This is a genomic window from Micromonospora sp. C41 (genome assembly GCF_018070485.1).
Lineage (GTDB): Bacteria > Actinomycetota > Actinomycetes > Mycobacteriales > Micromonosporaceae > Micromonospora > Micromonospora chalcea.
The window spans coordinates 1-25,155 of sequence record NZ_JAGPXP010000002.1 but is presented as its reverse complement, the minus strand read 5'-3'; the positions used below and the strand labels follow the sequence as shown (position 1 = coordinate 25,155).

Sequence of the window (25,155 nt, the reverse complement as noted above, 5' to 3'; positions counted from 1 at the left end):
CCCCTCCCGTGGACTCCCCATCCCGCACCGTAAGCCCTGCCGTCCCCGCCCCGCCCGCGATCAAGCCCTCGGTACGCCAGCCCAGCTCACGGCGCCCGCTCCCCTCATCCCCGAACTGGTGTCGATCACGCGAAAAGCCGGCACTCCGCGGACGTCGCTACGGCGAGGTGGCCTCGGCCAGCAACTCCAGCACGTGCCGGTACGGTTGCCCGGTCGCCCGCGCCAGCCCGATCTCGCACGTACGGTTCACCGAGGCGTACCCGTCGAAGGCGCGTGCCGTGACGGCGGCGGCCTCGGCCCGGGTGGCCGACGCGGTCAGCTCCGGGTGCAGCAGTCCCCGGTCCCCGGCGAAGCCGCAGCACTGCCAGCCCTCCGGGACGACCACCTCGTCGGCGACCGCGCGGGCCACGGTGAGCAGCGCGTCGTCGAGTCCGAGGCGGACCGACGAGCAGGTCGGGTGCAGCGCGAGCGAGCCGATGCGGCGGCGCACTGTCAGCCGGGGCAGCAGCGTGCCGGCGGTGTACGCGACGGCGTCGACGACCCGCACGTCCCCGGCGCCGTCGAGCAGCCGCTCGAAGCCCTCGGTGCAGGACGCGGCGTCGCTGACCACGGGCAGCGCGCCGTCGCGGCTGGCGGCGCGCAGCACCGGCGGGACGCGGTCGCGGACCTGCCGGTAGCCGTCGGTGAGTCCCTTCGACGACCAGGGGGTGCCGCAGCACAGGTCGCCGATGCCGTCGGGCACGAGCAGGCGTACGCCGGCCCGCTCGGCGAGCGTGAGCAGCGCGGCAGCCACGCCGGTGCCGCCATCGGCCGGGGCGAACAGCGTGCCCAGGCAGGACGGCACGAACACGGCGTCCGGGTCGTCGGCCGGGTGGGGGCGGCGCGGAGTGCCGCCGCGCGGCAGGTCCCGTTGCCACTGCGGCACCCGGTCGGAGCCGAGCACCGCGCGGGCGGCCCGGGTGGCGGCCTCGGGCAGCGCGGGCGGCAGCGCCCCGGCCAGATCGAGTCCCCGGGCCATGCCCCGGGTGGTGGCGCCCCAGCGGCGGGCCGCGCCGCGCCAGGCGGTCCCCGCCGCCCGGCCGTGCTCCTGCGCGCGCAGCCGCTTGACCAGGTCACCGGTGTTGATCAGCACCGGGCAGGCGGTGGCGCACATGCCGTCGACGGCGCAGGTCTGCACCGCGTCGTAGTCGTAGTCGTCGGTCAGTTCCCGGACCAGCGCGGTGTCGCCGGCGGCCTGCGCTGCGGCGATCTCCCGGCGCAGCACGATGCGCTGCCGGGGCGTGGTGGTGAGGTCGCGGCTGGGGCAGACCGGCTCGCAGTAGCCGCACTCAACGCAGCGGTCGACCTCCTCCTCCACCGTCGGCACGGTCTTGAGGTGCCGCATGTGGATCTCCGGGTCGTCGCTGAGCAGCACCCCCGGGTTGAGCACGCCGTCCGGGTCGCAGAGCGTCTTCAGCTCGCGCATCACCTCGTACAGCTCGTCGCCGAACTGGCGGCGCACGTAGGGGGCCATCACCCGGCCGGTGCCGTGCTCGGCCTTGAGCGTGCCGCCGTGGCCGAGCACCAGGTCGACCATCTCCTCGGTGAAGTCGGCGTAGCGCGCCGGGGCCGCACCGCCGTCGAAGCGCTCGTTGAGCATGAAGTGCAGGTTGCCGTCCTTGGCGTGGCCGAAGATGACGCTGTCGGCGTACCGGTGCCGCTCGAACAGCTCGGCCAGCGACGCGCAGGTGCCGGCGAGCGCCTCCACCGGCACGGCGATGTCCTCCAGCAGCGCGGTGGTGCCGGACGGGCGCGCGCCGGCCACCGCCGCGTACAGGCCCTTGCGGATGTGCCACAGCGCGGCCCGGGCGGCCGGTTCGCCGCTGAGCCGCGCCGGTGCGCTCAGCGGCAGACCGGCCAGCACCGGTCCGGCGTCGGCGACCCGGTCGGCGAGCGCCGCCGGGTCGGACTCCTGCCACTCGGCGAGCAGCGCGGCGTGCCCGCGCACGGCCAGGCCACGCAGCGTGGCGTCCGCCTTCGGGTCCCGCTGGGCGACCCGCAGGGCGACGGCGTCGAGCAGCTCGACCGCCGCCGGCCCGGCGGCCACCAGCGCCGGCATCGCGGCCATCGCCGCGCCCAGCGTTTCGAAGACCAGCAGGCCCGTCGCGGCATGGCGGTGCACGGGTACGGTGCGGAACGTCGCCGACGCGACGAACGCGAGCGTGCCCTCGCTGCCGACCACGAGCCGGGTGAGCAGATCGGCCGGGTCGTCGTGGTCGAGGAACGCGTTCACGCCGTACCCCATGGTGTTCTTCATGGCGTACTGGGCGCGGATGCGGCGCACCGAGTCGGGATTGCCGCGTACCCGGTCGCGCAGCCGCAGCAGCCCGGCGTGCAGCGCCGGTTCGGCGGCGCGCAGCCGGGCGTCTGCGTCCGGGGCGCCGGTGTCCAGCACGGTGCCGCTGGGCAGCACGAGGACCAGCGACTCCAGCGTCCGGTACGTGTTGAACTCGGTTCCGCAGGTCATGCCGCTGGAGTTGTTGGCGACCACGCCGCCGACCGTGCACGCGGACTCGCTGGCCGGGTCGGGGCCGAGCTTGCGGCCGTACGGCGCGAGCCGCGCGTTCACCTGCCGCAGCACCACCCCCGGTTGGACCCGCACCCGCCGCCCGTCGTCGAGCACCGTGAGGTCGCGGAAGTGCCGTCGCACGTCGACGAGCAGCCGGTCGGTGACGGCCTGGCCGCTGAGGCTGGTGCCGCCGGAGCGGAACGTCAGCGGGGTGCCGGTGCGGCGGCTGTGCGCCAGCAGCGCGGCGACTTGACCGGCGTCGGCCGGGGTGATCACCGCGCCGGGGTGCAGCAGATAGTGCGAGGCGTCGTGGGCCATCCGCAGCCGGTCCGCGGCCCGGGTCGCCACGCCGCCGGGCACCACCGACTCCAGTCCGGCCCGCGTGGACGCGCTCAGCTCCGTCATGATCACCGCACCTCCCCGGCTCACAGTAGTCGCGGTTCAGTCCGCGGTGATCCGGTCCAGCACCCGCCGCTGGAACGCGCGGGCGGCCGGGCCGGACGGCGGCGTGCCGCCGCGGCGGGCCTCGATCGAGGCGCGGATCAGCGCGGCGTCCGGGTCGTCGGCGGCAACCCGCAGCCCGGCGTCGACCTTGCCCAGCCAGACGCCGTCGCGGTGGCGCACCAGCGCGCGGCAGGCGCCGAGCACCGCGTCCTCCGCGCCGGGAGCCGGTGCGTCGCCGGGTGGGGTGGGCAGCGCCAGCCACCAGCGCAGCGCGTCGGCCAGCAGCGCCCGCAGCGCCTGCGGTGACGGGTCGGCGAACACGTCGGCGGCGGGCGGGCCGAGCAGCGTCAGGCCGGACTGGCGCAGGATGCTGCGGTCCAGCGCGTACCAGAACCGCCCGTCGGCGGCGGGCCGGTCGGCCGGGTCGTAGGTGGCGCGGAACGGCATTGTCGCGCCGGTGTTCAGCTCGACCTCGAAGCCGGGCTCCGGGGCGCCGGAGGCGGCCACGTAGCGGCGGTAGACCACGAGTTCCAGGCCGCGCGCCGGGCAGGGCAGCGACTCGTGCCGCAGCCGCTCCACGAGTATCCGCTTGGCCGCCTCCGGCTGGGGTCCGGCGACCAGCAGCGCCACGTCCACGTCGCTGCGCCCCGGCTGGTACGCGCCCAGCCCGACCGACCCGGCGGCGTACGCGCCGACGAGGTCGTCACCGAGCACGTCCCGGGAGCGGCGGACCAGTTCGGCCAGGTAGTCGCGGATGTCGTCGCGCATGCCGGCATCCTGCCCCGGCCAGAACGCGGTCAGTCCGGCGGGTCGGGGCAGCACACCGTCAGCGCGCCCGGGACCACCTTCACCTTGAGCCGTTTCGCCTTGCCCCGCGCGCCGCCGTCCAGCTCGTACGTCTTCGGCGCGTCGAACCGCACCGTGATCTTGCGACCGCGGGTGATCCGCACGAACGGCGACTCCTCGGAGCGCCCGGCGGCCATCCGGCCCAGCGTGCGCGCCCAGTCCACCGCGCCGCTGGCGGTGGACACGCCGACCTCCAGCGCCCCGTCGTCCGGACGGGCGTCGTCGAAGGCCGGGATGCCGCCGGTGATGGTGCCGACGTTGCCGAACAGCACGCAGCTCGCCTCGTCGTCGAACCAGTCCGCGCCGTCGACCCGGATCCGGGTCCGTACGCACTCGCCGCGCACGTGCCGCAGCCCGGTCCAGACGTACGCGATCCGGCCGAACCGGCCCTTGAGCTGCCGGTCGGCGTCCCGGATCAGGTCGCCGTCGAACCCGGCGCCGGCCATCACCGCGAAGTGCTCGCCGTTGATCCGGCCCAGGTCCAGCTCGCGGCGGCGGCCGTGCAGCGCGATGCGTACCGCCTCGGGCAGGTCGACCGGGATGCCCAGGTTCACCGCGAACAGGTTGGCCGTGCCGGCCGGCAGGATGCCCATCGGCACGCCGCTGCCCGCGAGCGCGTCGGCGCACCGCTGCACCATGCCGTCGCCGCCCCACACCAGCACCAGCTCGGCGCCGGAGTCCAGCGCCGCGCGGACCCGCTTGGGCGCCTTGCGGCTCTTCGGCACCTCGTACCAGAGCAGCCGCCCGACCCCGGCGGCGACGAGCCGGGAGCGCAGCTCGTCGAGCCCTCCCCCGAACGTCTTCTTCCGATGGGCGACGACGGCGACCACACCGGCCGGGGGCGCGGCGGGGGCGGTGGCCGGGCGCTCGGCCGTGCTCGTGTTCATGGTTCCGCTGTACCCGGAGCGCGCGCGTCCCACGCCTGCGCCCGGCGCGACGCGCCCGAAACCGATTCGCGGCGTACTGTGCCCGGACGGCCACGTTCGGTACAGTGCGGACGATGATCCGCGCCGCCGGGCGCGGATCCGGAGGGTGTGCGATGACGCGACGGATCGGGTGGGTGGCGTACTACACGCTGCGCCTCGGTTTGCTGCTCGGCGGCGTGGCAGCCGTCTGGGGCGCGCACGAGGTGGCGGCCGGCTCGGCCGCCCACGCCGCCGACCGTCCGCCGCTCACGGCCACCGTGGAGACTCTGACCCACACACTCGGCGCGGTTCTCGGCCTGCCCGCGTCCGGGGCCGTCGGTGTCGAGTCCACACCCGCCGCCGCGCCGGCATCCGGCACGACAGCTCCCGCCGCCGACGCCACCGTGCCGAGCGCTGACGCGCCCGGCACGGCCACATCCGGCACGGCCACGCCCGGAAAGGCCGTGGCGACGCCCCCGGAGGCGGCCCCGGAGGCGGCCCCGGCCGCCACGACGCCGGTCACCGGCCGCGTCGTCGAGGCGGTGGTGACGCCGGTCCGCGACCACGTGCTGACCCCGGTCACCGAGGGCCTGCGCCCGGCCACCGACCCGGTACGCGATCACCTGCTCACGCCCGTCGCGGAGGCCCTGCGCCCGCTCACCGGCCCGGTCACGGAGGGCGTGCTCGAACCGGTCGCGGACGTGCTGTCCCCGGTCGTGGAGCCGCTGAGCCCGATTCTCGGTCCGGTCTGGCGGGGCCTGGAACCGGTGGTCGCGCCGCTGGACCCGGTGCTCGACCCGCTCAGCCCGGTGACCGATCTGCTCGACCCACCGGCGGCGTCGCAGCCGGACCCGGCCGACCCCGCTGACCCGACCGACCCCGGTGACCCGACAGCCCCCGCCGACCCGGCTGATCCGGCTGGTCCGGCTGATCCGGCCGGCACCGCTGATCCGGCCGTGAAGGCCCGCCCGGCTGCGCCGGCCCGCGCGGGCGACAGCGTTACGGTCGCCGCCGGCCCGGTGGCGCGTGCCTTCGCCGTCGAACAACGGGGCGCCGCCGCGCGCAGCGCGACGCAGGCTGTCCGCACGGCGGCCGACTTCGCCCCGACCCCCGTCGCGCCGCAGCCGTACGACGGCGCCAGCCATGCCGGCGGCGCGGTGCACAGCGAGGCGGCCGACGCGGACGCGTGCCGCTGGGGGCTGCCGACGCTCGCCCACCAGTACGGGCGCCCGTCGCACGAACGCCTGCCGGCCTCCCGCACGTCACGGCCCGGCACCAGACCCGCCTGAGCGGACTTCACAGGACCACATGCGATCCGGAGCACGGGCGTGTCCCGCCCGACTGCCGCGCCTGCGCGGCGGCGCCGTCGTCCGGCGCCCGCACCAGACCCGATCATGCCTGTGAAACAGGAGTTCGTTCATGAGCACAGCCCTGCCCGTCGCCCGCGCCCGGTGGTGCGACATCGGCCGCATCGCCGATCTCGTCGCCGAGGCCCTGATGCCCACCGCCCTGGCGGCCTGGCTCGTCCCCGACGCGCCGCGCCGTTTGCCGGTCCTCGCCGCCGTGGCGCGGATCTGGACCGAACACGCGCTGCTGTTCGGCGACGCGTTCCTGCTGCCCGACGGCAGCGCCGCCACCGTGTGGTTCCACCGCTACCGGCCGATCCCGACGCCCCACCGGTACGCCGATCGTCTCGCCGCTGCCGCCGGCCCGGACGAGGAGCGGTTCCGCCGCCTCGGTGACGCGCTCGCCGCCCGGCGTCCGGTCGAGCCGCACAACAACCTGGCGCTGCTGGCCGCTCCCCGGGGCGGTGCGGCGGAGGCGCTCGCCGGGGCGCAGCGCCGGATGGACACCCTCAGCCTGCCCACCTACGCGCACCCGTGCGCCGGGGAGCAGGAGGAGTTGCTGCGGCGGCTCGGCTACACCGCACGGGAGGCCTTCGCGGCCCCGGACGGCACCGAGCTGCGGGCGCTGTGGCGGTCGACGCCGTTCCGTGCGGGCGGCAACGACCGCTGGCCGGTGCGTCACCGCGGCTTCGGCCGCCCGGACCGCGACGGCCGGGCCACCGACCGGGCGGCGCGCTGACCGGTTGACCGGGCCGGGGCGGCCACCCAGCCGCCCCGGCTCCCGCCCGCCGCCTTCACGGGGACGTCGCTGTGCTCGGCCTCGGCGAGCCGGAGGTTGATCCGTTGCCCCGACGTCGTCGGCCGGTGCGGGCGCCCTACCTCGGTTAGCCTGCGAGCCGGGCACGACTTCGCCGAGCGACCGGAGGTAACGGTGCGAGGAACGGGAGAGACCCCGGGGCCGGCCGGCGCCACGACCGCGAGCCCGAAGCGCAAGCGGCGGCGCCTGCCGGTCGTCCTCGCGGTCTGCGTGCTGCTGGCCGGGTGCGGCCTGGTCGCGGGCGGCTACTACTTCGACAGCGTGCCCACGCCCAGCGACCTGAAGCTGCCCGAGTCGACAACCGTCTTCTACGCCGACGGGCGCACGCCGATGGCGAAGCTGGGCGCGCAGAACCGCACCATCGTGCCGTACGACCAGATGAACGACTCGGCCAAGCAGGCGATCGTGGCGGCCGAGGACCGGACCTTCTGGACCAACCGCGGCATCGACTTCAAGGGTGTGCTGCGCGCCGCCTGGGCCAACGTGAGCGGCGGGCAGCGGCAGGGCGCGTCCACGCTCACCCAGCAGTACGCGCGCATCGCCGCCGACCTGCGCGGGGTCACCTACTCCCGCAAGCTGCGCGAGGCGGTCATCGCGTGGAAGCTCGACGACGCGTACACCAAGGAGGAGATCCTCGGCTTCTACCTGAACACCGTGCCGTTCGGCCGGGGAGCGTACGGGATCGAGGCGGCCGCGCAGACGTACTTCGGCAAGACGGTCCGCCGGGACGCCCCACCCGAGCGGCAGCTCACCCAGGCCGAGGCGATGGTGCTCTGCGCCATGGTGAAGCAGCCGGAGGCGGATCCGGCCGACCCCGAGGGCACGCCCGGCTACGACCCGCGCCGCAACGCGCTGGCCAAGCAGAACTCGATCGACAGGTGGAACTACATCCGCGACGGCATGGTCAAGCTCGGCTACCTGACGTCGCAGCAGGCGGCGGACCTCGCGTACCCGGACACGGTCCGGCCGATCGACAAGGACGCGGGCCGGTCCGACCTGGACCGGCCGACCGGCCTGGTGGTCAACCACGTGCTGGCCGAGCTGCGCGGGACCGAGCCGTTCCGCGGCAAGCCGGACGAGGTGATCCGGGACGGCGGCTACCGCATCGTCACCACCATCGACAAGCGCGTGCAGGACGCGGCCGAGGCGGCGGCGGACATCCGCCGGGACACCGCTCCGCGAGCGGTGCGCGGGCAGCCGCGGAACTGGCAGGCGGCGCTGGTGGCGGTGGAGCCGGGCACCGGCCGGGTGCTCGGCTACTACGGCGGCGACAAGGGCTCGGGCGCGGACTACGCGGGCTGGTACTCCGACGAGGACGGCCAGGCCCGCGGCTTCGGCCAGCATCCGCCGGGGTCGTCGTTCAAGGTGTACGACCTGGCCGCCGCCGTGCGCGACGGGATCTCGGTGAAGGAGCGGTTCGACTCGCCGGACACCAAGGAGTTCCCCGCCTCGGGGCGCACCAAGGGCAGCGCGGCCGGGCCGATCCGCAACGCCGAGCGGGCGCCCTGCCAGCCGGACTGCGCGCTCTGGGAGGCCACCGTCGCCTCGCTCAACGTCACCTACTTCGAGCTGACCGAGCGGCTCGGCACGGACAAGGTGATCGAGATGGCCCGGCAGGCGGGCGTGGAGTCGATGTGGGAGACGGTCCGGGGCAACCCCCGACCGCAGCGCGTCGACCTGCGCAGCGACCCCGCCGACGAGGTGGCGAAGCGGTTCTCCACCGAGGTCGGCATCGGGCAGTACGGCATCACCGTGCAGGACCACGCGAACGGGATGGCCACGTTCGCAGCCGGCGGCAAGCGCGCCGACGCACACTTCGTCCGGTCGGTGAGCAAGGACGACGAGGAGGTGTGGACCGAGCAGCTGCGCACCACCGACCTCGGGCTGGACCGGGAGGCCGTCGACCAGATGGACTGGACGCTGCGCCGGGTCCGGGCGGCCAAGCTGGACAACGGCTGGGACTCCGCCGGCAAGACCGGCACCTGGCAGGCCGGGAAGAGCACCACGCAGAACGTGCACACCTGGATGGTGGGCTGGACCGGCGCGCTGGCCTCGGCCGTGTGGCTGGGCACCACCGACGGCAAGCCGCTGCGGACCAGCGACGGCAGCTACGACGTGTACGGCTCGACCGGTGCCGCGCCGATCTGGCGGCAGTTCATGACAAAGGCCACCGAGGCGATGAAGCTCGACCCGGGCAAGTACCGCTTCGGTGAGCCGAAGTTTCCCGGCGACACCCCGGAGCCGACCGCGTCGGCGCCGCCGCCGTCGACCGCCGCGCCCACACCGTCGGACTCCCCGAGCCCGAGCCCGACCCCGTCGAGCCCCAGCCCGAGCCCGGAGCCGACCGGGCGGCCGACGTCGCGGCCCACGCTGACGCCCACGCTGCCACCGCCGCCCACGATCACGCCGACGCGGACCCGCGGCCCGCGCTGACGTGCCCGGCCGCGCGGTGGCGGCCCGCGTGCGGCGGCGTCCTCGCGTCTATGTGCGCCATTCGCGCACATAGGCAACGTCCGCAATTTGCACGGGCCCCCATCCACTGTCGGCAATGTTCGCCCTGATCAGGGCCTATTGAAGATCATGGTTGCCTGGGACGACGCGCGCGGCGACACGCCCGACTGCCAGCCGTTGCCCAGGTCACCCATTGCTCACGGGTCGCGCGGCGTGTGATTGTGCACCAGCGAACCGCCGACCCCCGGCGAATCGCGACGGTCGATCTGTCGACCCGGAGCCACGCCGGCAGCTCCGGTGACCGGCCGTCACCCTGCCTCGCACCACCGCGCCGCCCGTCCCCACCGGGCTCGTGCGGCGCGCCTGTAGAACAGGAGCAAACCTCCGTGAAACTCTCACCTCGCCTCGCCGCGCTCACCGGCGCGGCGGCGGCCGGCGTCATCGCCGCCGGCACCGCCGCGGCCGTGCAGGCCGCGCCACCCGGGCCCGCCGCCCCCAACCCGGCCCAGGCCCGAGCGGCCGCCGCCGACTCGACCCGCGCGCTGGTCGCGAACCGCCCCGCCTACCTCCAGGCCGGTTCCGACGACGCGTTCGTCCAGAAGCCGGTCATCTCCTCCGAGGGCACCCAGTACGTGCCGTACGAGCGCACCTACAAGGGCCTGCCCGTGGTCGGCGGCGACTTCGTGCTGGCCACCGACTCCGCCGGCAACCTCAAGTACGCCTCGGTCGCCCAGCAGCGGCCGATCGGCGCCCTCGCCACCACGCCCGCGCTGACCCAGGCCGCCGCCGCGGCCACGGCGCGCGCCCAGCTCAAGACCGTCAGCGCCGTCGAGGGCACCACGCTCGTCGTCTACACGCTCGGCGCCGCACCGGCGCTGGCCTGGGAGACCACGGTACGTGGCACCAGCGCGGACGGCCCGAGCCGGCTCACCGTCGACGTCGACGCCCGTACCGGCGCGGTCCTGCGCAAGCAGGAGCACGTGGTACGCGGCACCGGCACCGGCGCCTGGAACGGGCCCAGCCCGCTCACGCTCAACACCACCCAGTCGGGCTCCACGTACACCATGAAGGACCCGACCGTCACGAACCTGAGCTGCCAGGACGCGGCGAACAACACCACGTTCAGCGGCTCCGACGACGTGTGGGGCAACGGCACCGCCACGAACAAGGAGACCGGCTGCGTGGACGCGCTGTTCTCCGCGCAGACCGAGCACAAGATGCTCGCCCAGTGGCTGGGCCGCAACGGCGCCAACGGCAACGGCGGCTACTGGCCGATCCGGGTGGGCCTCAACGACCAGAACGCCTACTACGACGGCAGCCAGGTGCAGATCGGCAAGAACACCGCCGGTCAGTGGATCGGCTCGCTGGACGTGGTGGCGCACGAGATCGGCCACGGCATCGACGACAACACCCCCGGCGGCATCTCCGGCGGCGGCACGCAGGAGTTCGTGGCGGACACGTTCGGCGCGGCCACCGAGTGGTTCGCCAACGAGCCGTCCAGCTACGACGCGCCGGACTTCCTGGTCGGCGAGAAGATCAACCTGGTCGGCTCCGGCCCGATCCGCAACATGTACAACCCGTCGGCGCTCGGCGACCCGAACTGCTACTCCAGCAGCATCCCGTCGACCGAGGTGCACGCCGCGGCCGGGCCCGGCAACCACTGGTTCTACCTGCTGGCCAACGGCAGCAGCCCGACCAACGGGCAGCCGTCCAGCTCGACCTGCAACAGCAGCAGCGTGAGCGGACTGGGCATCCAGAAGGCCATCAAGATCATGTACAACGCCATGCTGCTGAAGACGTCGTCCTCGTCCTACCTGAAGTACCGCGTCTGGACGTTGCAGGCGGCGAAGAACCTCTACCCGAGCAGCTGCACCGAGTTCAACGCGGTCAAGGCGGCCTGGGCGGCGGTCAGCGTGCCGGCCCAGTCGGGTGAGCCGACCTGCGCCGGCGGCACCCCGACGCCCACGCCGACCGCCACCACCACCCCGCCGTCGGGCGGCTGCTCCGGCAACAAGCTCGCCAACCCCGGCTTCGAGTCGGGCAACGTGAGCTGGACCGCCTCGTCCGGCGTCATCACCACCGACAGCGGCCAGGCCGCCCACGGCGGCTCGTACAAGGCGTGGCTGGACGGGTACGGCTCGTCGCACACCGACACGCTCAGTCAGTCGGTGACGATCCCGGCCGGATGCCGCGCGACGTTCAGCTTCTGGCTGCACATCGACAGCGCGGAGACGACCACCGGCACCGCGTACGACAAGCTCACCGTCAAGGCCGGCAGCACCACGCTGGCCACCTACTCCAACCTGAACAAGGCCACCGGCTACGTGCAGCGGTCCTTCGACATCTCGTCGCTCGCAGGCACCACGGCGACCATCTCGTTCAGCGGCGTGGAGGACAGCTCACTGCAGACGTCCTTCGTCGTCGACGACACCGCGGTCACCCTGAGCTGACCGTGGCGTAGCGCGGCCGGTCGTCGTCCTCCCGGCGGCCGGCCGCATCGTCGTGCCGGGCGGTGCCGCGTCGCGCGTGGCCGCCGCCACGTGCCGGGGCGGCGCCGCGTCGTGCCGGGCCGTGTGCGGTCGGGTCAGGCCGGACGCCCGGCCTGGGACGCCGTGCCGCGGTCGCGGTGGATCCGCGCGGCCGCCTCGTGCATCGCGCGACCGAACAGCTCGGCCTGGTCACCCATGCTGCCGAGCCGGGCGGCGAGCGCGTCGGCGTCGGCCCGCGCCGACGCGCTGACCCGGGCGTCCAGCTCGGACAGCGCGGCGTTGGCGGCGGCGGTGACATGTCCGCACAGGACGTCGAGGGGCTCGCCGGCCAAGTCCGGGTCGATCGTCACGGAATCCAGCCGGCCACCCTGAACGGCGACCGCGCGGACCCGGCCGTCGGCTGCGGTGCCCTCGGCGCGCAGCAGGTCGCCCGGCTCGCCGTCGGCGTGCTCCGAGGCCCGGGAGCGCATCGCGGTGAGCGCCTGCTGCGTGCGGGTCAGCAGTTCGTCGATGCTCGCGGCCGCCGAGAACGGATCGTTGGTCATTTCCGCGCTTTCTTCACGTCTGAGCCGATCATCGTGACCCTAGCAACCGGCTCCGACGAATCGCGGTCAGCGGCCGTCACGGGTGGCGTCCGGCGCCGCGAGCAGGCCGGACACCGGCGGCGCGGCGTGTCGCGGGCGGCCGGACGCCCCGCCCCGGCGACCCGGCCGGGCGTCCGGACCAGATCAGCGCAGACGCAGCCGCTGACCGGGGAAGATCAGGCCGGGGTCGTCGCCGACCACTGCCCGGTTGCGCTCGTGCAGGGCACGCCAGCCACCGTCGACGCGCTGCGCCACGGCGATCTCCGACAGCGTGTCCCCGCGCCGGACCACGTACGTCCCGGCCGACGGCTGCGGCGCCGCAGTCGTCGCGGCCCGCTCCGGCGCGGCCTTACGCGTGGCGGCCCGCTTCGGGGCGAACTTCTTCGAGGTGGCCTTCTTCGGGGCCGCCCGCTCGGACCGGGTCGCCGCGGCGTTCGCCGAGCCGCCCTTCTTGCCGCAGACCGGCCACGCGCCGATGCCCTGGCCGCGCAACACCTTCTCCGCGACGGCGATCTGCTCGGACCGGCTGGCCAGGTCGGCGCGGGCGGCGTACTTCTGGCCGCCGTAGCCGTTCCAGGTGGCGCGGGAGAACTGGAGCCCGCCGTAGTAGCCGTTGCCGGTGTTGATCTTCCAGTTGCCGCCGGACTCGCAGCGCGCGACCGCGTCCCAGTTGACGCCCGCGCTGGCCGGTGCGGCCGGGCCGAACAGGCTCGCGGCGCCGACGGCGGCGCCGGCCAGGACCGCTCCGAGAGCGGTACGGCGGCTTCGGGCCGAGTATGCAGTTGCCATGTGGATTCCTCCACGCCGACGAGGTGAGCTGTCGGGTTCGGGCCGAGGAGCCCGGCCGCCGGTGGCGGCTTCACCCCGAGGTGACGATGCACCGTGGAACGTGTGGTTCCCCCGCTCCCGCACGAGGTTCGGTTACCGGGGCCGGCGGCGGGATTTGGCGTTTCCGGCCCGCGGTGCCCGCGAATGCGAACGAAACCGACGCTAAGGACGGTTTGCGACGATCGTCCACTTCTTGTGATGGTGTTCACCCGGCCGGGCTACCACCTGTGGAGCTACCGTGGCAGGGCCGAGCAAGATCACGGGAGGGGCGGGACGGATGACCGATCACGGACACGAGCTCACCTTCGGCGGCTTCATCACGCCCGCCGCCGGGCAGCCCGACCAGGTGGTGGCGCTGGCCACGCTCTGCGAACAGGTCGGGCTGGACCTGGTCACGTTCCAGGACCACCCGTACCAGCCGGGGTTCCTGGACACCTGGACGCTGATGTCCTACGTGGCCGCCGTCACCGAGCGCATCCGCCTGGCCGGCAACGTGCTCAACCTGCCGCTGCGCCAGCCGGTGGTGCTGGCCCGCAGCGTGGCCAGCCTGGACCTGCTCACCGGCGGCCGGGTCGAGATGGGACTCGGCGCGGGTGCGTTCTGGGACGCGATCGAGGCGACGGGCGGGCGGCGCCTGTCCCCCGGCGCGGCGGTCGAGGCCCTGGACGAGGCGATCCGGGTGATCCGCGAGGTCTGGGACACCGACCGCCGCGGCATGATCCGCGTCGACGGCGAGCACTACCGGGTGGTCGGCGCCAAGCGCGGTCCGGCGCCCGCGCATCGGGTGGGCATCTGGGTCGGCGCGTACAAGCCGCGCATGCTGCGCCTGGTCGGCCGCGCCGCGGACGGCTGGCTGCCCTCCCTGTCCTACCTGCCCAAGGGCCCCGACGAGCTGCCCGCCCTGAACGCGCTCGTGGACGAGGGCGCGCAGGCCGCCGGGCGCGACCCGGCCGAGATCCGCCGCATGCTCAACGTGACCGGCACGTTCGCGCGCTCGTCGGCCGGCTTCCTGGCCGGGCCGCCGGAGCAGTGGGTGGAGGAGCTGGCCAGGCTCACGCTGGAGCACGGCATCACCACGTTCATCCTCGGCAGCGACGAGCCGCGCGCGATCCAGATCTTCGCCCAGGAGGTCGCGCCGGCGGTCCGCGAACTCGTCGCCGCCGAGCGCACCGCGCCCGGCAGCGGGGCCCGCGCGGTCGCCGACGACACAGCCGCCACCGGCGGCGCGGCCACGCTGGCGGTCACCCCCACCCCCGACCCGGGGGTACGTCTGAGCGCGCGCCGCCCCTGGGACGAGTCGACCCGGCCGACCGCCCCGCCGCCTCCGGCCGGCCAGGTCTACCCACCCCGGGGGCAGGCCGCCGGGCAGCACCTGGTGGACGTGCACGACCACCTGCGCCAGGAGCTGGCCCAGGTGCGCGACCTGCTGGAACAGGTCAAGCGGGGCGCCGTCTCGCCGGGCCGGGCGCGGGCGGCGCTCAACGAGATGACCATGCGGCAGAACAACTGGACGCTCGGGGCGTACTGCGCGGCCTACTGCACCATGGTCACCCAGCACCACGGGCTGGAGGACGCCTCGATCTTCCCGCACCTGCGCCGCTCCGAGGCCGGGCTGGCGGCCGTGCTCGACCGCCTCGAGGAGGAACACGTGGTGATCCACGGGGTGGTGGAGGGCGTCGACCGGGCGCTCGTGGAACTGGTCCACCGGCCCGGCGACTTCACGCAGCTCCAGGAGGCGGTGGACCTGCTCACCGACACGCTGCTGTCGCACCTGTCGTACGAGGAGCACCAGATCGTCGAGCCGCTGGCCCGGCACGGCTTCTTCCCCGGCCAGCTGTGAGGTAGCTGACTTTTGATTTCCTAAGTCAGGGGGTACCGTCGACGCCATGACGGACCTCCTTGCCCAGCGTGACTCCTGGTCCACCGCCAACTGCTCGATCGCCCGGGCGCTGGAGGTGGTCGGCAACCGCACCACGCTGCTCCTGCTGCGCGAGGCGTCGTTCGGCACCCGCCGCTTCGACGACTTCGCGCGGCGGGTCGGCGTCAGCGAGCCCGTCGCCGCCGCACGCCTCAAGCAGCTCGTCGCCGACGGGCTGCTCGACCGGCGCCCCTACCGCGAGCCCGGGCAGCGCACCCGCGACGAGTACGTGCTCACCGCCAAGGGCAGCGACCTGATCCCGGTGCTGGTCGCGCTGCGGCAGTGGGGCGACACGTACGCCGCCGACGAGGCCGGCCCGGCCGTCCGGCTGACCCACGACGAGTGCGGCGCGGCCGTGCACGCCCGGCTGCGCTGCGACGCCGGACACGACGTACCGCCCGGCGAGCTGGCCGTCCTGCCCGGTCCGGGCCTGCTGTCCGCCTGACCCACCTTCCTTCCCCACCCCTCGGAGCGAGACATGAAGATCGCTGGAAGCACCGCCCTGGTCACCGGCGCCAACCGTGGCTTCGGCCGGCACCTGGCCGCCGAACTCGTCGCGCGCGGCGCGACCGTCTGGGCCGGCGCCCGCAACCCGGACACCGTCGACCTGCCCGGCGTCACCCCGGTACGCCTCGACATCACCGACCCCGCCTCGGTGGCCGCCGCCGCGGAGCGGGCCGGTGACGTGACGCTGCTCGTGAACAACGCCGGCGTGAGCACCGGCGCCGACCTGCTCGACGGTGACCTCGCGCAGATCCGGCTGGAGCTGGAGACGCACTACCTCGGCACGCTGTCGGTGGTACGCGCGTTCGCGCCCCGGATCGCGGCGAACGGCGGCGGCACGATCCTGAACGTGCTGTCGGCGCTGTCCTGGTTCACGATCCCCGGCGTCGGCGCGTACGGCGCGGCCAAGGCCGCCGAGTGGTCGATGACGAACGCGCTGCGCCTGGAACTGGCCGGCCGGGGCGTCCGGGTCGCCGGGCTGCACGTGGGCTACATGGACACCGAGATGGCCGCCGCCGTGCCCGGCCCGAAGGCGCACCCGGCCGACGTCGCCCGGCTCGCCGCCGACGGCATCGAGTCCGACAGCTACGAGATCCTGGCCGACGACGTCGCCCGCCGGGTCCAGGCGGGGCTGTCCGGTGGGGTGGCAGCGCTCTACCCCGCCCTCCCCTGAGCGCCCGCATGCAAGGAAGGGCCCCTTCTTATCGCCTGGGCGATAAGAAGGGGCCCTTCCTTGCACCTACAGGCCGCGGGCCAGGCGGTCGGCCAGGATGCGGGTGAACCGGGCCGGGTCGGCCAGCTCGCCGCCCTCGGCCAGCAACGCCATGCCGTACAGCAGCTCGGCGGTCTCGGTCAGCGCGGCCGTGTCGCCGCCCTCACCGTGCGCCTTGCGCAGCCCGGTGACCAGCGGGTGGGCCGGGTTCAGCTCCAGGATCCGCTTGACCTGGGGCACTTCCTGGCCCATCGCCCGGTACATCTTCTCCAGCGTCGGCGTCATGTCGTGCGCGTCGCCCACCACGCAGGCCGGCGAGGTGGTCAGCCGGGTGGACAGGCGAACCTCCTTGACGCTGTCGGCGAGCGCGCCGCCGAGGAACGTGAGCAGGTCGGCGTACTCCTGCCGTTCGGCCTCGGCCTTCTCCTTCTCCTCCTCGGTCTCCAGGTCCACCTGGCCCTTGGCGACCGAGCGCAGCGTCTTGCCGTCGTACGCGCCGACGCGCTCGACCCACACCTCGTCCACCGGGTCGGTGAGGATCAGCACCTCGTAGCCCTTGGCGCGGAACGCCTCCAGGTGCGGCGAGTTCTCGATGGTGGCCCGGTTCTCGCCGGTGGCGTAGTAGATCTCGCTCTGCCCGTCCTTCATCCGCTCCACGTACGCCCGCAGCGTGGTGGGCTCGGCCGGGTCGTGGGTGCTGGCGGCGCGGACCAGTTCCAGCAGTGTCTCGGTGTTGTCCGCGTCCTCCAGCAGACCCTCCTTGACCACCGCGCCGAACTCGGTCCAGAAGGTGCGGTACGACTCGGCGGACATGTCCTTGAGCGTGGCGAGGACCTTCTTGACCAGCCGGCGGCGTACCGCGCGGATCTGCCGGTCCTGCTGGAGGATCTCCCGGGAGATGTTCAGCGACAGGTCGTGCGCGTCCACCACGCCCTTGACGAAGCGCAGGTAGTTGGGCATCAGCGCGTCGCAGTCGTCCATGATGAACACGCGCTTGACGTAGAGCTGCACGCCGCGGCGGCCCTGCGGGGAGAACAGGTCCAGCGGGGCGTGCGACGGCAGGAACAGCAGCGCCTCGTACTCGAAGGTGCCCTCGCCGCGCATGTGGATGGTTTCGAGGGGGTCGGCCCAGTCGTGCGCGACGTGCCGGTAGAACTCCTTGTACTCGGCCTCGTCGACCTCGTCCCGCGAGCGCGCCCAGAGCGCCTTCATCGAGTTGAGCGTCTGCTCCTCGCGGGTGGTGGCGCCGTCCTCGCCGGGCTTGTCGACCGTCATCCGGATCGGCCACGAGATGAAGTCGGAGTAGCGCTTGACGATCTCCCGGATCGTCCACTCGGCGGTGTAGTCGTGCAGGTTGTCCTCGGTGTCGACGGGCTTGAGGTGCAGCGTGACCGAGGTGCCCTGGGGTGCGTCCTCGACCTCCTCGATCGAGTACGTGCCCTCGCCGGTGGACTCCCAGCGGGTGCCGCCGGACTGTCCGGCGCGGCGGGTCAGCAGCGTCACCTTGTCGGCGACCATGAACGTGGCGTAGAAACCGACGCCGAACTGGCCGATCAGCTCCTGGGACGCTGCGGCGTCGGAGGACTCGCGCAGCTTGCGCAGCAGTTCGGCGGTGCCGGACTTGGCGATGGTGCCGATCAGGCGGACCACCTCGTCACGGGTCATGCCGATGCCGTTGTCCCGCACGGTGAGCGTACGGGCGTCCTTGTCGGCCTCGATCTCGATGTGCAGGTCGGAGGTGTCGGCCGGCAGGTCCTTGTCGACGAGCGACTCCAGCCGCAGCTTGTCCAGCGCGTCGGACGCGTTCGAGATCAGTTCGCGCAGGAAGACGTCCTTGTTCGAGTAGATCGAGTGCACCATCAGCTGCAACAGCTGACGGGCCTCGGCCTGGAACTCCAACGTCTCGACCCCGTCGCTCACACCGGCTCCTTCCCTCTGGCGGCTCCTACGGCGGAAAGGATACGAGGGGTGACCGCTGCGGCACGCACCGGCCGCCCCGGAATTCGACTGGTACAACCAGTTGACGGGTTGATGTGTACGGGGCCACACTGCTGCGCATGACCTTCGATCCCGCGCCCCGCGTCTCGGTCTCCGACCACGTCTTCGGCCGGCTGCGCGACGCGATCGTCTCCGGCCGGTACGCGCCGGACGAGACGCTGCCCGGCGAGCGCGAGCTGGCCGGCGCGTTCGCGGTCAACCGGCACGCGGTCCGGGAGGCGCTGCGCCGCCTGCAGCAGCTCGGCCTGGTCTGGGTCAGTCAGGGCGGCGCGACCCGGGTGCTGGACTGGCGGGTCCACGCCGGGCTGGACCTGGCGCTGTCACTGGCCCGCTCCGGTGACGTACTCCCGGTCGAGACGCTGGTGCGCGACATGCTGGAGATGCGGGCGTGCGTCGGGATCGACGCGGCCCGGCTGTGCGCCGAGCGCGGCGACGCGGCCGTCGTCGCCGCCGTGGTCCGGGCCGCCGAGGAGTACGGCGACCTGGCCCCCGACCTGGACCTGATGAACGAGGCGAACATCGCCATCTGGCGGCTGGTCGTACGCGGCAGCGGCAACACCGCCTACCAGCTCGCCTTCAACAGCCTGGTGGCCGGCACGTTCGCGGTCGGTGACGTCCCCCCGGACGCCCGCGCGGCCGAACTGCTCGACGTCGCCGGGCACCGCCGTCTCGCCACCTCGATCGCCTCCGGTCAGGGCGCGGCGGCCGCCCGGCACGCCCGGGAGCTGCTGACCGCGCCGGTCACCCCCACCCCCACCACCACCCCCGGAAGGGAAGCGCGCGCATGATCCCCGCCGTGCTGTACGCCGTCCCGGCGTTCCTGCTCCTGATCGTGATCGAGGCGGTCTCCTACCGCTTCCTGCCCGACGACGACGAGCGCGGCTACGAGCTGCGCGACACCACCACCAGCCTGTCCATGGGGCTGGGCAGCCAGATCATCGGCTTCCCGTGGAAGCTGCTCACCGTCGGCCTGTTCGCGGCGCTGTGGACCGTGGCGCCGGTGCAGTTGTCCCCCGGCGACTGGTGGACCTGGGTGATTCTGTTCTTCGCCGACGACCTGGCCTACTACTGGTTCCACCGCTCGCACCACGAGGTGCGCGTGCTCTGGGCCAGCCACGTGGTCCACCACTCCAGCGTCTACTACAACTTCTCGACCGCGTTGCGGCAGAGCTGGACGCCGATGACCTCGCTGCCGTTCTGGCTCGCGCTGGCCCTGCTCGGAATTCCGCCGTGGATGATCTTCCTGCAGCAGTCGGTCAGCCTGCTCTACCAGTTCTTCCTGCACACCGAACGGATCAGGGTGCTGCCCCGGCCGATCGAGTGGATCTTCAACACGCCGTCGCACCACCGGGTGCACCACGGCTCCAACACCGAGTACCTGGACCGCAACTACGGCGGCATCCTGATCATCTGGGACCGGCTGTTCGGCACGTTCGAGCCCGAGCGGGCCTCCGCGCGCTACGGCCTCACCAAGAACATCGGCACCTACAACCCGCTGCGGGTGGCCACCCACGAGTTCGCCGCGATCTGGTCCGACGTACGCCGGGCCGACTGCTGGCGGCACCGACTCGGCTACCTGTTCGGCCGCCCGGGCTGGCAGCCGGCCCGATGAGGCGCTCCTGGATGCTGCTCCTGTTCGGGCTGGTCGCCGCCGTCGAACTGGTCGGGGTCGCGCTCGACTCGACGGTGCTCCAGTGGCTGGCCAAGCCGCTGCTCGCGCCGGTGCTGCTGGCGTACCTCTGGGCGCGCCGCCGCCGGGTGGACGCGGTGGCGGTCGGCCTGGTCGCCGCCACCGCGGGCGACGTCGCCCTGCTCCTGGAGGGTGACACCGCGTTCCTGGCCGGCATGGGCTTCTTCCTGGTCACCCAGATCGCGTTCATCACCGCCTTCGTCCGGCACCGGCGCGCGCCGGTCGTGGCGTGGGCCGGCTACCTGCTCGCCTGGGCCGGGGCGAACGCGCTGCTGTGGGGCACGCTCGGGCCGCTGCGGCTGCCGGTGCTCGGCTACAGCCTGGCGCTGTGCCTGATGGCCGCCGCCGCGGCCGGGGTGTCCGCGCCTGTCGCCGCCGGCGGCGCGTTCTTCCTCGTCTCCGACCTGCTCATCGGCGTGGGCGCGGCCGGGATCGAGCTGCCCGGGCGGGGCCTGCTGGTGATGACCACCTACTGCGCGGCGCTGCTGCTGATCACCACCGGCTGGGTGGCCGCGACCCGCCCGGCGACCGGCCCGGAGTCGCCGCCCGCGGGTACCCTGCTCGCGTGGCCAGGGAGAACGGGCGCAAGCTGATCGCCTCGAACAAGAAGGCGCGGCACGACTACGACATCCTCAAGACGTACGAGGCGGGTATCGTGCTGGCCGGCACCGAGGTCAAGTCGCTGCGGGAGGGGCGGGTGTCGCTTGTCGACGCGTTCGCCCAGGAGCGCGACGGCGAGATCATGCTGTACGGCCTGCACATCGCCGAGTACGGCTTCGGCACCTGGACCAACCACGCGCCCCGGCGCACCCGCAAGCTGCTGCTGCACCGGGTGGAGATCGCCCGCATCCTGGAGAAGCTGCGCGACGGCGGCGTCACGCTGGTGCCGCTGTCGATGTACTTCGCCGACGGCTGGGCCAAGGTGGAGCTGGGCCTGGCCCGGGGCCGCCGGTCGTACGACAAGCGTCAGGCGCTGGCCGAGCGGGACGCGAAGAAGGAGATCGCCCGCGAGATGGGTCGCCGGCTCAAGGGCCGCACTACCGGCCGCCGAACCTGATCCGTCCCGTGTTGAGGACAGTCGCTGTCCGCTGGCTCCGGCAGGCTGGACGGCGACCGATCACACGTGCCGCCGGTTCGCCGGCGGGACCGACGGAAGGTGAGCCGAGATGGCCCGCGACGTGCAAATCACCATCGACTGCGCCGACCCGGCGAAGCTGGCGGCGTTCTGGGCCGAGGTCCTCGGCTACCGGGTCCAGGGCCCGCCGGAGGGCTTCGACTCGTGGGAGCAGGCGCTGACCGCGATGGGCGTTCCGCCGGAGCGGCACAACGACGCCTCGGCAGTGGTCGACCCGGAGGGCGCCGGTCCGCGACTGTTCTTCCAGCGGGTGCCGGAGTCCAAGCGGATCAAGAACCGGGTGCATCTGGACGTCCGGGCCGCGCCCGGCCTGACCGGCGAGGCCCGGATGGCGGCGCTGGAGGCGGCGGCCGACCTGCTCGTTCCGCTCGGCGCGACGCGCGTCGGGCGCTTCGAGCCCGCTCCCCCGCTGGAGGCGGGGCACGTGCTGATGACCGATCCGGAGGGCAACGAGTTCTGCCTCGACTGAGACCCGAGGAAATTCGACAAGACTCCTTGTACATTACTTCTTGTCGGTCTAGCCTGACGGCATGACCGACGGAACCGGCAACCGGCGCCTCAGCGACCCGCGCGCCATGCGGGCGCTGGCCCACCCCACCCGGCTGCGGCTGCTCGGCGAGCTGCGCCTGCGCGGCCCGCAGACCGTCGGCATGCTGAGCGAGCGGACCGGCGAGGCGGTCGGCTCGGTCAGCTACCACGTCGGCAAGCTGGCCGAGCACGGCTTCGTGACCGAGGCCCCCGAACTCGCCCGGGACCGGCGCGAACGGTGGTGGCGGGCCGCGCACGCCACCACCGACTGGGATCCGCTCGAACTGCTCGACGACCCCGAGCGCCGGCTCGCCGGCAACCTGCTGCGCCAGGCCGCCATGCAGCGCTACGTGGACCGCTACCAGGCGTACCTGGAATCGGAGGCCGACCTCGACCCGGCCTGGATCCGCGGCACCACGAGCAGCGACACGGTGCTGCGCCTGACCCCCGACGAGCTGGTGGAGCTGCGGGACGAACTGTCCGAGCTGGGCCGGCGCTGGCGGGAACGCGGCGCCGCCGGCCGGCCCGGCGCGGAGATGGTCACGCTCATCTGGCAGGCGTACCGGGGGCCGCGGTGACCCGCGACCGCCGGCCGCTGGCCGGACTGCTGATCGGGCACGCCGTCTCGCTGACCGGCAACGTGCTCACGCTCATCGCGCTGCCGCTCTACGTGCTGGCCGAAACCGGCTCGCCGGGCGCCACCGGGCTGGCCGGCGCGTTCGCCACCGCGCCGGTGGTGCTCGGCGGCGCGTTCGGCGGCGTGCTCGTCGACCGGATCGGCTACCGGCGCTCCAGCGTGCTCGCCGACGTGGTCTCCGGCGTGACGATCGCCGCCGTACCCCTGTTGCACTCCACCGTCGGCCTGCCGTTCCCGGCGCTGCTGGCCCTGGTCTTCGTCAGCGGACTGCTCGACACGCCGGGGCAGACCGCGCGCACCGCGCTGCTGCCGGAGGCCGCGGCGGCGGCCGGGGTGCCGATCGAGCGGGCGGCCGGGTGGGAGGACGCGACCTCGCGCGGCGCCCGGATGATCGGCGCACCCCTGGCCGGCCTGCTGGTCGGCGTGTTCGGGGCGGTGCCGGTGCTGGCGCTGGACGCGGTGACGTTCGCCGTGTCGGCGCTCGTGGTGACACTGCTGGTGCCGCGTGGCCTGCGGCCGTCCGACGACGGGAGCGAGCCGGAGACCGGCGGCTACTGGCGGCAGTTCGCCGCCGGGCTGCGCTTCCTGGTCCGCGAGCCGCTGCTGCGCGCCATGGTCCTGCTGGTGCTGGTGACGAACCTGTTCGACGCGGCCAAGAGCCAGGTGCTGCTGCCGGTGGTCGCCGAACGGGAACTCGGCGGGCCGGCCGCGTTCGGCCTGCTGGTGGGCGTCATGGGTGGTGGGGCGCTGGTCGGCTCGCTGGTGTTCAGCGCGATCGGGCACCGCCTGCCCCGCCGGGCCACGTTCGTCACCGCGTACGCGCTGTGCGGCGCCCCACCGCTGTGGGCGCTCGCCGCCGCACCGCCGCTGCCGGTGGTGGCCGCCGTGGTGGCGATGGCCGGGCTGGCCGCCGGCGCGCTCAACCCGCTGATGGGCGCGGTCCAGTTGGAGCGGGTGCCGCCCGCCATGCGGGCCCGGGTGTACGGCGTGATCGGCGCGGGCGCGTGGGCGGCCATGCCGGCCGGCGCGGTCGGCGCGGGATTCGCCGCGGACCGGTTCGGCCCGACGTCCACGCTGGTCGTGATGGGCGCCTGCTACCTGCTGGTGGTGCTGACGCCGTTGCTGGGCGGCCCGTGGCGGGACATGCGCCGGCCCACAGTGGTGCGGCAGCGCGAGCCCGAGCCCGCCTCGGACCGCAGGCGGGAAACGCTCTCTTGACATCGACCGACTTCGTTCATACCTTCATCGAAGTCTATTTGTATGGTTTGTTAACCGTTCGGCGGGGCCGGCCGCCGTGACGGAAACGGCCACCACCCCGCAGGAGGCGCCCCGTGCGCACCATCCGTACCCTAGCCGCCCTGGCGGTGACAGCGGTCGGCCTCACCGCCGCCCTCACCGTCGTCCCCCACTCCCCCGCGATCGCCGCCCCCGGCGCGGTCACCTGGTCCGACGACTTCAACGGCCCCGCCGGCGCCGCGCCCGACGCGAGCAAGTGGCGCTACGACATCGGTGGCGGCGGCTGGGGCAACAACGAGTTGCAGTACTACACCAACAGCACCCGCAACGCCGCGCTCGACGGCAACGGCAACCTGGTCATCACCGCCCGCCGGGAGAACCCCGGCGGCTACAACTGCTGGTACGGAAGCTGCCAGTACACCTCGGCCCGGCTGCTCACCAACGGCACGTTCGCCCAGGCGTACGGGCGGTTCGAGGCGCGCATCAAGGTCCCGCGTGGACAGGGGCTGTGGCCGGCGTTCTGGATGCTCGGCAACGACATCGGCACGAACCCGTGGCCCGGCAGCGGCGAGATCGACATCATGGAGAACGTCGGCTACGCGCCGTCGACCGTCTGGGGCACGCTGCACGGCCCCGGCTACTCCGGCGGCAGCGGCGTCGGCGCCTCCACCTCGCTGCCCGGCGGGCAGGCGCTCGCCGACGCCTTCCACACGTTCGCCGTGGACTGGGCGCCGGACTCGATCACCTGGTACCTCGACGGCGTGGCGTACTCCCGCAAGACGCCCGCCGACATCGGCGGCAACCGGTGGGTCTTCGACCACCCGTTCTTCATGATCATGAACGTGGCGGTCGGCGGCAACTGGCCCGGCTCGCCGGACGGCAGCACGACGTTCCCGCAGACCATGACCATCGACTACGTCCGGGTCCAGGCCTGGGACAACGGCGGCGGGGGCACCGGCGGCCAGATCACCGGGTACGGCAACAAGTGCGTCGACGTGGCCAGCGCCGGCACCGCGAACGGCACCCCGGTGCAGCTCTGGACGTGCAACGGCACCGCCGCCCAGCGCTGGAACTGGAACGCCGACGGCTCGGTACGCGCGCTCGGCAAGTGCCTCGACGTGGCCGCCGGGTCCACGGCGAGCGGCGCCAAGGTGCAGCTCTACGACTGCAACGGCACCGGCGCGCAGAAGTGGGTGTTCAGCGCGGCCGGCGACATCGTGAACCCCCAGGCCAACAAGTGCCTGGACGCCACCGGTCCCAGCTCGGCCGACGGCACCCGGCTGCAGATCTGGGACTGCACCGGCGCCGCCAACCAGAAGTGGCGCCGCTGACCGGCGTCCCGGCCCGGGGCGGGCGGCGCACCCGCCCGCCCCGCCCGCACCCGCACCCGCACCCGCACCCGCACCCGCACCCGCACCCGCGATCTTGCACTTTCGGCCCGAGTCGCGCCCCGAATGTCCCGTTCGCCCGGGCACAAAGTGCAAGATCGCGGGCATGAGGTGCGGCCCCCCCACCCCCCCCCCCGCCCCCCCCACCCAC

Annotated in this window: 21 protein-coding genes and 1 riboswitch; of the genes, 15 read left to right on the top strand and 6 right to left on the bottom strand. The window is 73.6% G+C overall.

What is annotated here, in order from left to right:
- Positions 1-157: 157 nt before the first annotated feature.
- The 3 genes from KBX43_RS02250 to KBX43_RS02240 are packed head-to-tail and all read right to left on the bottom strand — an operon-like array spanning position 158 to position 4,725.
- A complete protein-coding gene (locus KBX43_RS02250) occupies positions 158-2,953 on the bottom strand; it encodes an FAD-binding and (Fe-S)-binding domain-containing protein (protein WP_113973091.1) in 2,796 nt (931 codons plus the stop codon).
- A 36-nt stretch (positions 2,954-2,989) separates the two neighbouring features.
- Positions 2,990-3,760 carry a nucleotidyltransferase domain-containing protein gene (locus KBX43_RS02245; protein WP_113973092.1) on the bottom strand — a complete coding sequence of 257 codons (771 nt, stop codon included), beginning with the start codon at positions 3,758-3,760 and terminating at the stop codon, positions 2,990-2,992.
- A 29-nt stretch (positions 3,761-3,789) separates the two neighbouring features.
- Positions 3,790-4,725 carry a diacylglycerol kinase family protein gene (locus KBX43_RS02240; protein ID WP_069088619.1) on the bottom strand — a complete coding sequence of 312 codons (936 nt, stop codon included), beginning with the start codon at positions 4,723-4,725 and terminating at the stop codon, positions 3,790-3,792.
- A 152-nt stretch (positions 4,726-4,877) separates the two neighbouring features.
- On the opposite strand from KBX43_RS02240, the gene KBX43_RS02235 reads away from it, so the two are divergent.
- From KBX43_RS02235 to KBX43_RS02220, 4 genes are all read left to right on the top strand, one after another.
- The gene (locus KBX43_RS02235) at positions 4,878-6,032 is read left to right on the top strand and encodes a hypothetical protein (RefSeq protein WP_233514655.1); all 1,155 of its coding nucleotides are present in this window, start codon (positions 4,878-4,880) and stop codon (positions 6,030-6,032) included.
- Positions 6,033-6,162: 130 nt separating this feature from the next.
- The gene (locus KBX43_RS02230; protein ID WP_113972776.1) at positions 6,163-6,828 is read left to right on the top strand and encodes a hypothetical protein; all 666 of its coding nucleotides are present in this window, start codon (positions 6,163-6,165) and stop codon (positions 6,826-6,828) included.
- 192 nt (positions 6,829-7,020) lie between these two features.
- Positions 7,021-9,339 carry a transglycosylase domain-containing protein gene (locus KBX43_RS02225; RefSeq protein WP_113972777.1) on the top strand — a complete coding sequence of 773 codons (2,319 nt, stop codon included), beginning with the start codon at positions 7,021-7,023 and terminating at the stop codon, positions 9,337-9,339.
- A 404-nt stretch (positions 9,340-9,743) separates the two neighbouring features.
- The gene (locus KBX43_RS02220; RefSeq protein ID WP_043323799.1) at positions 9,744-11,807 is read left to right on the top strand and encodes a M4 family metallopeptidase; all 2,064 of its coding nucleotides are present in this window, start codon (positions 9,744-9,746) and stop codon (positions 11,805-11,807) included.
- Positions 11,808-11,941: 134 nt separating this feature from the next.
- Here KBX43_RS02220 and KBX43_RS02215 read toward each other — a convergent pair whose 3' ends face one another.
- Positions 11,942-12,391, bottom strand: coding sequence for a YbaB/EbfC family nucleoid-associated protein (locus tag KBX43_RS02215; RefSeq protein ID WP_043323797.1), 450 nt, complete (start codon positions 12,389-12,391; stop codon positions 11,942-11,944).
- A gap of 183 nt (positions 12,392-12,574) precedes the next feature.
- Positions 12,575-13,219 (bottom strand): transglycosylase family protein, encoded by a 645-nt coding sequence (locus tag KBX43_RS02210; protein ID WP_113972778.1) that lies wholly within the window; start codon positions 13,217-13,219, stop codon positions 12,575-12,577.
- Positions 13,218-13,363, bottom strand: a riboswitch (cyclic di-AMP (ydaO/yuaA leader). It overlaps the preceding gene by 2 nt.
- Positions 13,364-13,535: 172 nt before the next feature.
- Between KBX43_RS02210 and KBX43_RS02205 the strand changes: the two genes are divergently transcribed.
- The 3 genes from KBX43_RS02205 to KBX43_RS02195 are packed head-to-tail and all read left to right on the top strand — an operon-like array spanning position 13,536 to position 16,353.
- Entirely contained in the window at positions 13,536-15,098 is a 1,563-nt protein-coding gene (locus KBX43_RS02205; RefSeq protein WP_210882706.1) for an LLM class flavin-dependent oxidoreductase, read from the top strand.
- A 46-nt stretch (positions 15,099-15,144) separates the two neighbouring features.
- A complete protein-coding gene (locus KBX43_RS02200) occupies positions 15,145-15,621 on the top strand; it encodes a helix-turn-helix domain-containing protein (RefSeq protein WP_043323791.1) in 477 nt (158 codons plus the stop codon).
- 33 nt (positions 15,622-15,654) lie between these two features.
- Complete coding sequence (locus KBX43_RS02195) at positions 15,655-16,353, top strand: SDR family oxidoreductase (RefSeq protein ID WP_043323789.1); 699 nt, start codon at positions 15,655-15,657, stop codon at positions 16,351-16,353.
- Between the two features lie 66 nt (positions 16,354-16,419).
- On the opposite strand, the gene htpG is transcribed toward KBX43_RS02195, so the two are convergent.
- Positions 16,420-18,312, bottom strand: a complete 1,893-nt coding sequence (htpG, locus tag KBX43_RS02190) for a molecular chaperone HtpG (protein ID WP_113972780.1) — start codon at positions 18,310-18,312, stop codon at positions 16,420-16,422.
- Positions 18,313-18,449: 137 nt separating this feature from the next.
- Between htpG and KBX43_RS02185 the strand changes: the two genes are divergently transcribed.
- The 8 genes from KBX43_RS02185 to KBX43_RS02150 all read left to right on the top strand — a co-directional run bounded on the left by KBX43_RS02185 (position 18,450) and on the right by KBX43_RS02150 (position 24,947).
- Entirely contained in the window at positions 18,450-19,178 is a 729-nt protein-coding gene (locus tag KBX43_RS02185; protein WP_210882704.1) for a FadR/GntR family transcriptional regulator, read from the top strand.
- The gene (locus KBX43_RS02180) at positions 19,175-20,002 is read left to right on the top strand and encodes a sterol desaturase family protein (RefSeq protein WP_043323784.1); all 828 of its coding nucleotides are present in this window, start codon (positions 19,175-19,177) and stop codon (positions 20,000-20,002) included. The genes KBX43_RS02185 and KBX43_RS02180 overlap by 4 nt, the downstream gene beginning before the upstream one ends.
- Before the next feature lie 11 nt (positions 20,003-20,013).
- Positions 20,014-20,673 (top strand): lysoplasmalogenase, encoded by a 660-nt coding sequence (locus KBX43_RS02175; RefSeq protein ID WP_247677077.1) that lies wholly within the window; start codon positions 20,014-20,016, stop codon positions 20,671-20,673.
- Positions 20,646-21,137: an SsrA-binding protein SmpB gene (gene smpB, locus KBX43_RS02170; RefSeq protein ID WP_166457646.1), complete on the top strand. Its 492-nt coding sequence runs from the start codon at positions 20,646-20,648 to the stop codon at positions 21,135-21,137. The genes KBX43_RS02175 and smpB overlap by 28 nt, the downstream gene beginning before the upstream one ends.
- Before the next feature lie 109 nt (positions 21,138-21,246).
- The gene (locus KBX43_RS02165; RefSeq protein WP_187694610.1) at positions 21,247-21,684 is read left to right on the top strand and encodes a VOC family protein; all 438 of its coding nucleotides are present in this window, start codon (positions 21,247-21,249) and stop codon (positions 21,682-21,684) included.
- A 61-nt stretch (positions 21,685-21,745) separates the two neighbouring features.
- Positions 21,746-22,321 carry a helix-turn-helix domain-containing protein gene (locus tag KBX43_RS02160; protein WP_210882695.1) on the top strand — a complete coding sequence of 192 codons (576 nt, stop codon included), beginning with the start codon at positions 21,746-21,748 and terminating at the stop codon, positions 22,319-22,321.
- Positions 22,318-23,598 carry an MFS transporter gene (locus KBX43_RS02155; protein ID WP_187694609.1) on the top strand — a complete coding sequence of 427 codons (1,281 nt, stop codon included), beginning with the start codon at positions 22,318-22,320 and terminating at the stop codon, positions 23,596-23,598. The genes KBX43_RS02160 and KBX43_RS02155 overlap by 4 nt, the downstream gene beginning before the upstream one ends.
- A 113-nt stretch (positions 23,599-23,711) precedes the next feature.
- Entirely contained in the window at positions 23,712-24,947 is a 1,236-nt protein-coding gene (locus tag KBX43_RS02150; protein WP_210882693.1) for a glycoside hydrolase family 16 protein, read from the top strand.
- Positions 24,948-25,155 lie beyond the last annotated feature (208 nt).

What these genes read in the sequence shown, in the direction of transcription:
- KBX43_RS02210 (WP_113972778.1), bottom strand. Translation starts at nt 13,219, where the DNA reads ATGGCAACTGCATACTCGGCCCGAAGCCGCCGTACCGCTCTCGGAGCG.
- KBX43_RS02180 (WP_043323784.1), top strand. Translation starts at nt 19,175, where the DNA reads ATGATCCCCGCCGTGCTGTACGCCGTCCCGGCGTTCCTGCTCCTGATC.
- KBX43_RS02235 (WP_233514655.1), top strand. Translation starts at nt 4,878, where the DNA reads ATGACGCGACGGATCGGGTGGGTGGCGTACTACACGCTGCGCCTCGGT.
- KBX43_RS02230 (WP_113972776.1), top strand. Translation starts at nt 6,163, where the DNA reads ATGAGCACAGCCCTGCCCGTCGCCCGCGCCCGGTGGTGCGACATCGGC.
- KBX43_RS02185 (WP_210882704.1), top strand. Translation starts at nt 18,450, where the DNA reads ATGACCTTCGATCCCGCGCCCCGCGTCTCGGTCTCCGACCACGTCTTC.
- KBX43_RS02200 (WP_043323791.1), top strand. Translation starts at nt 15,145, where the DNA reads ATGACGGACCTCCTTGCCCAGCGTGACTCCTGGTCCACCGCCAACTGC.
- KBX43_RS02195 (WP_043323789.1), top strand. Translation starts at nt 15,655, where the DNA reads ATGAAGATCGCTGGAAGCACCGCCCTGGTCACCGGCGCCAACCGTGGC.
- KBX43_RS02160 (WP_210882695.1), top strand. Translation starts at nt 21,746, where the DNA reads ATGACCGACGGAACCGGCAACCGGCGCCTCAGCGACCCGCGCGCCATG.
- KBX43_RS02240 (WP_069088619.1), bottom strand. Translation starts at nt 4,725, where the DNA reads ATGAACACGAGCACGGCCGAGCGCCCGGCCACCGCCCCCGCCGCGCCC.
- KBX43_RS02175 (WP_247677077.1), top strand. Translation starts at nt 20,014, where the DNA reads ATGCTGCTCCTGTTCGGGCTGGTCGCCGCCGTCGAACTGGTCGGGGTC.
- KBX43_RS02250 (WP_113973091.1), bottom strand. Translation starts at nt 2,953, where the DNA reads ATGACGGAGCTGAGCGCGTCCACGCGGGCCGGACTGGAGTCGGTGGTG.
- KBX43_RS02205 (WP_210882706.1), top strand. Translation starts at nt 13,536, where the DNA reads ATGACCGATCACGGACACGAGCTCACCTTCGGCGGCTTCATCACGCCC.
- KBX43_RS02165 (WP_187694610.1), top strand. Translation starts at nt 21,247, where the DNA reads ATGGCCCGCGACGTGCAAATCACCATCGACTGCGCCGACCCGGCGAAG.
- KBX43_RS02215 (WP_043323797.1), bottom strand. Translation starts at nt 12,391, where the DNA reads ATGACCAACGATCCGTTCTCGGCGGCCGCGAGCATCGACGAACTGCTG.
- KBX43_RS02245 (WP_113973092.1), bottom strand. Translation starts at nt 3,760, where the DNA reads ATGCGCGACGACATCCGCGACTACCTGGCCGAACTGGTCCGCCGCTCC.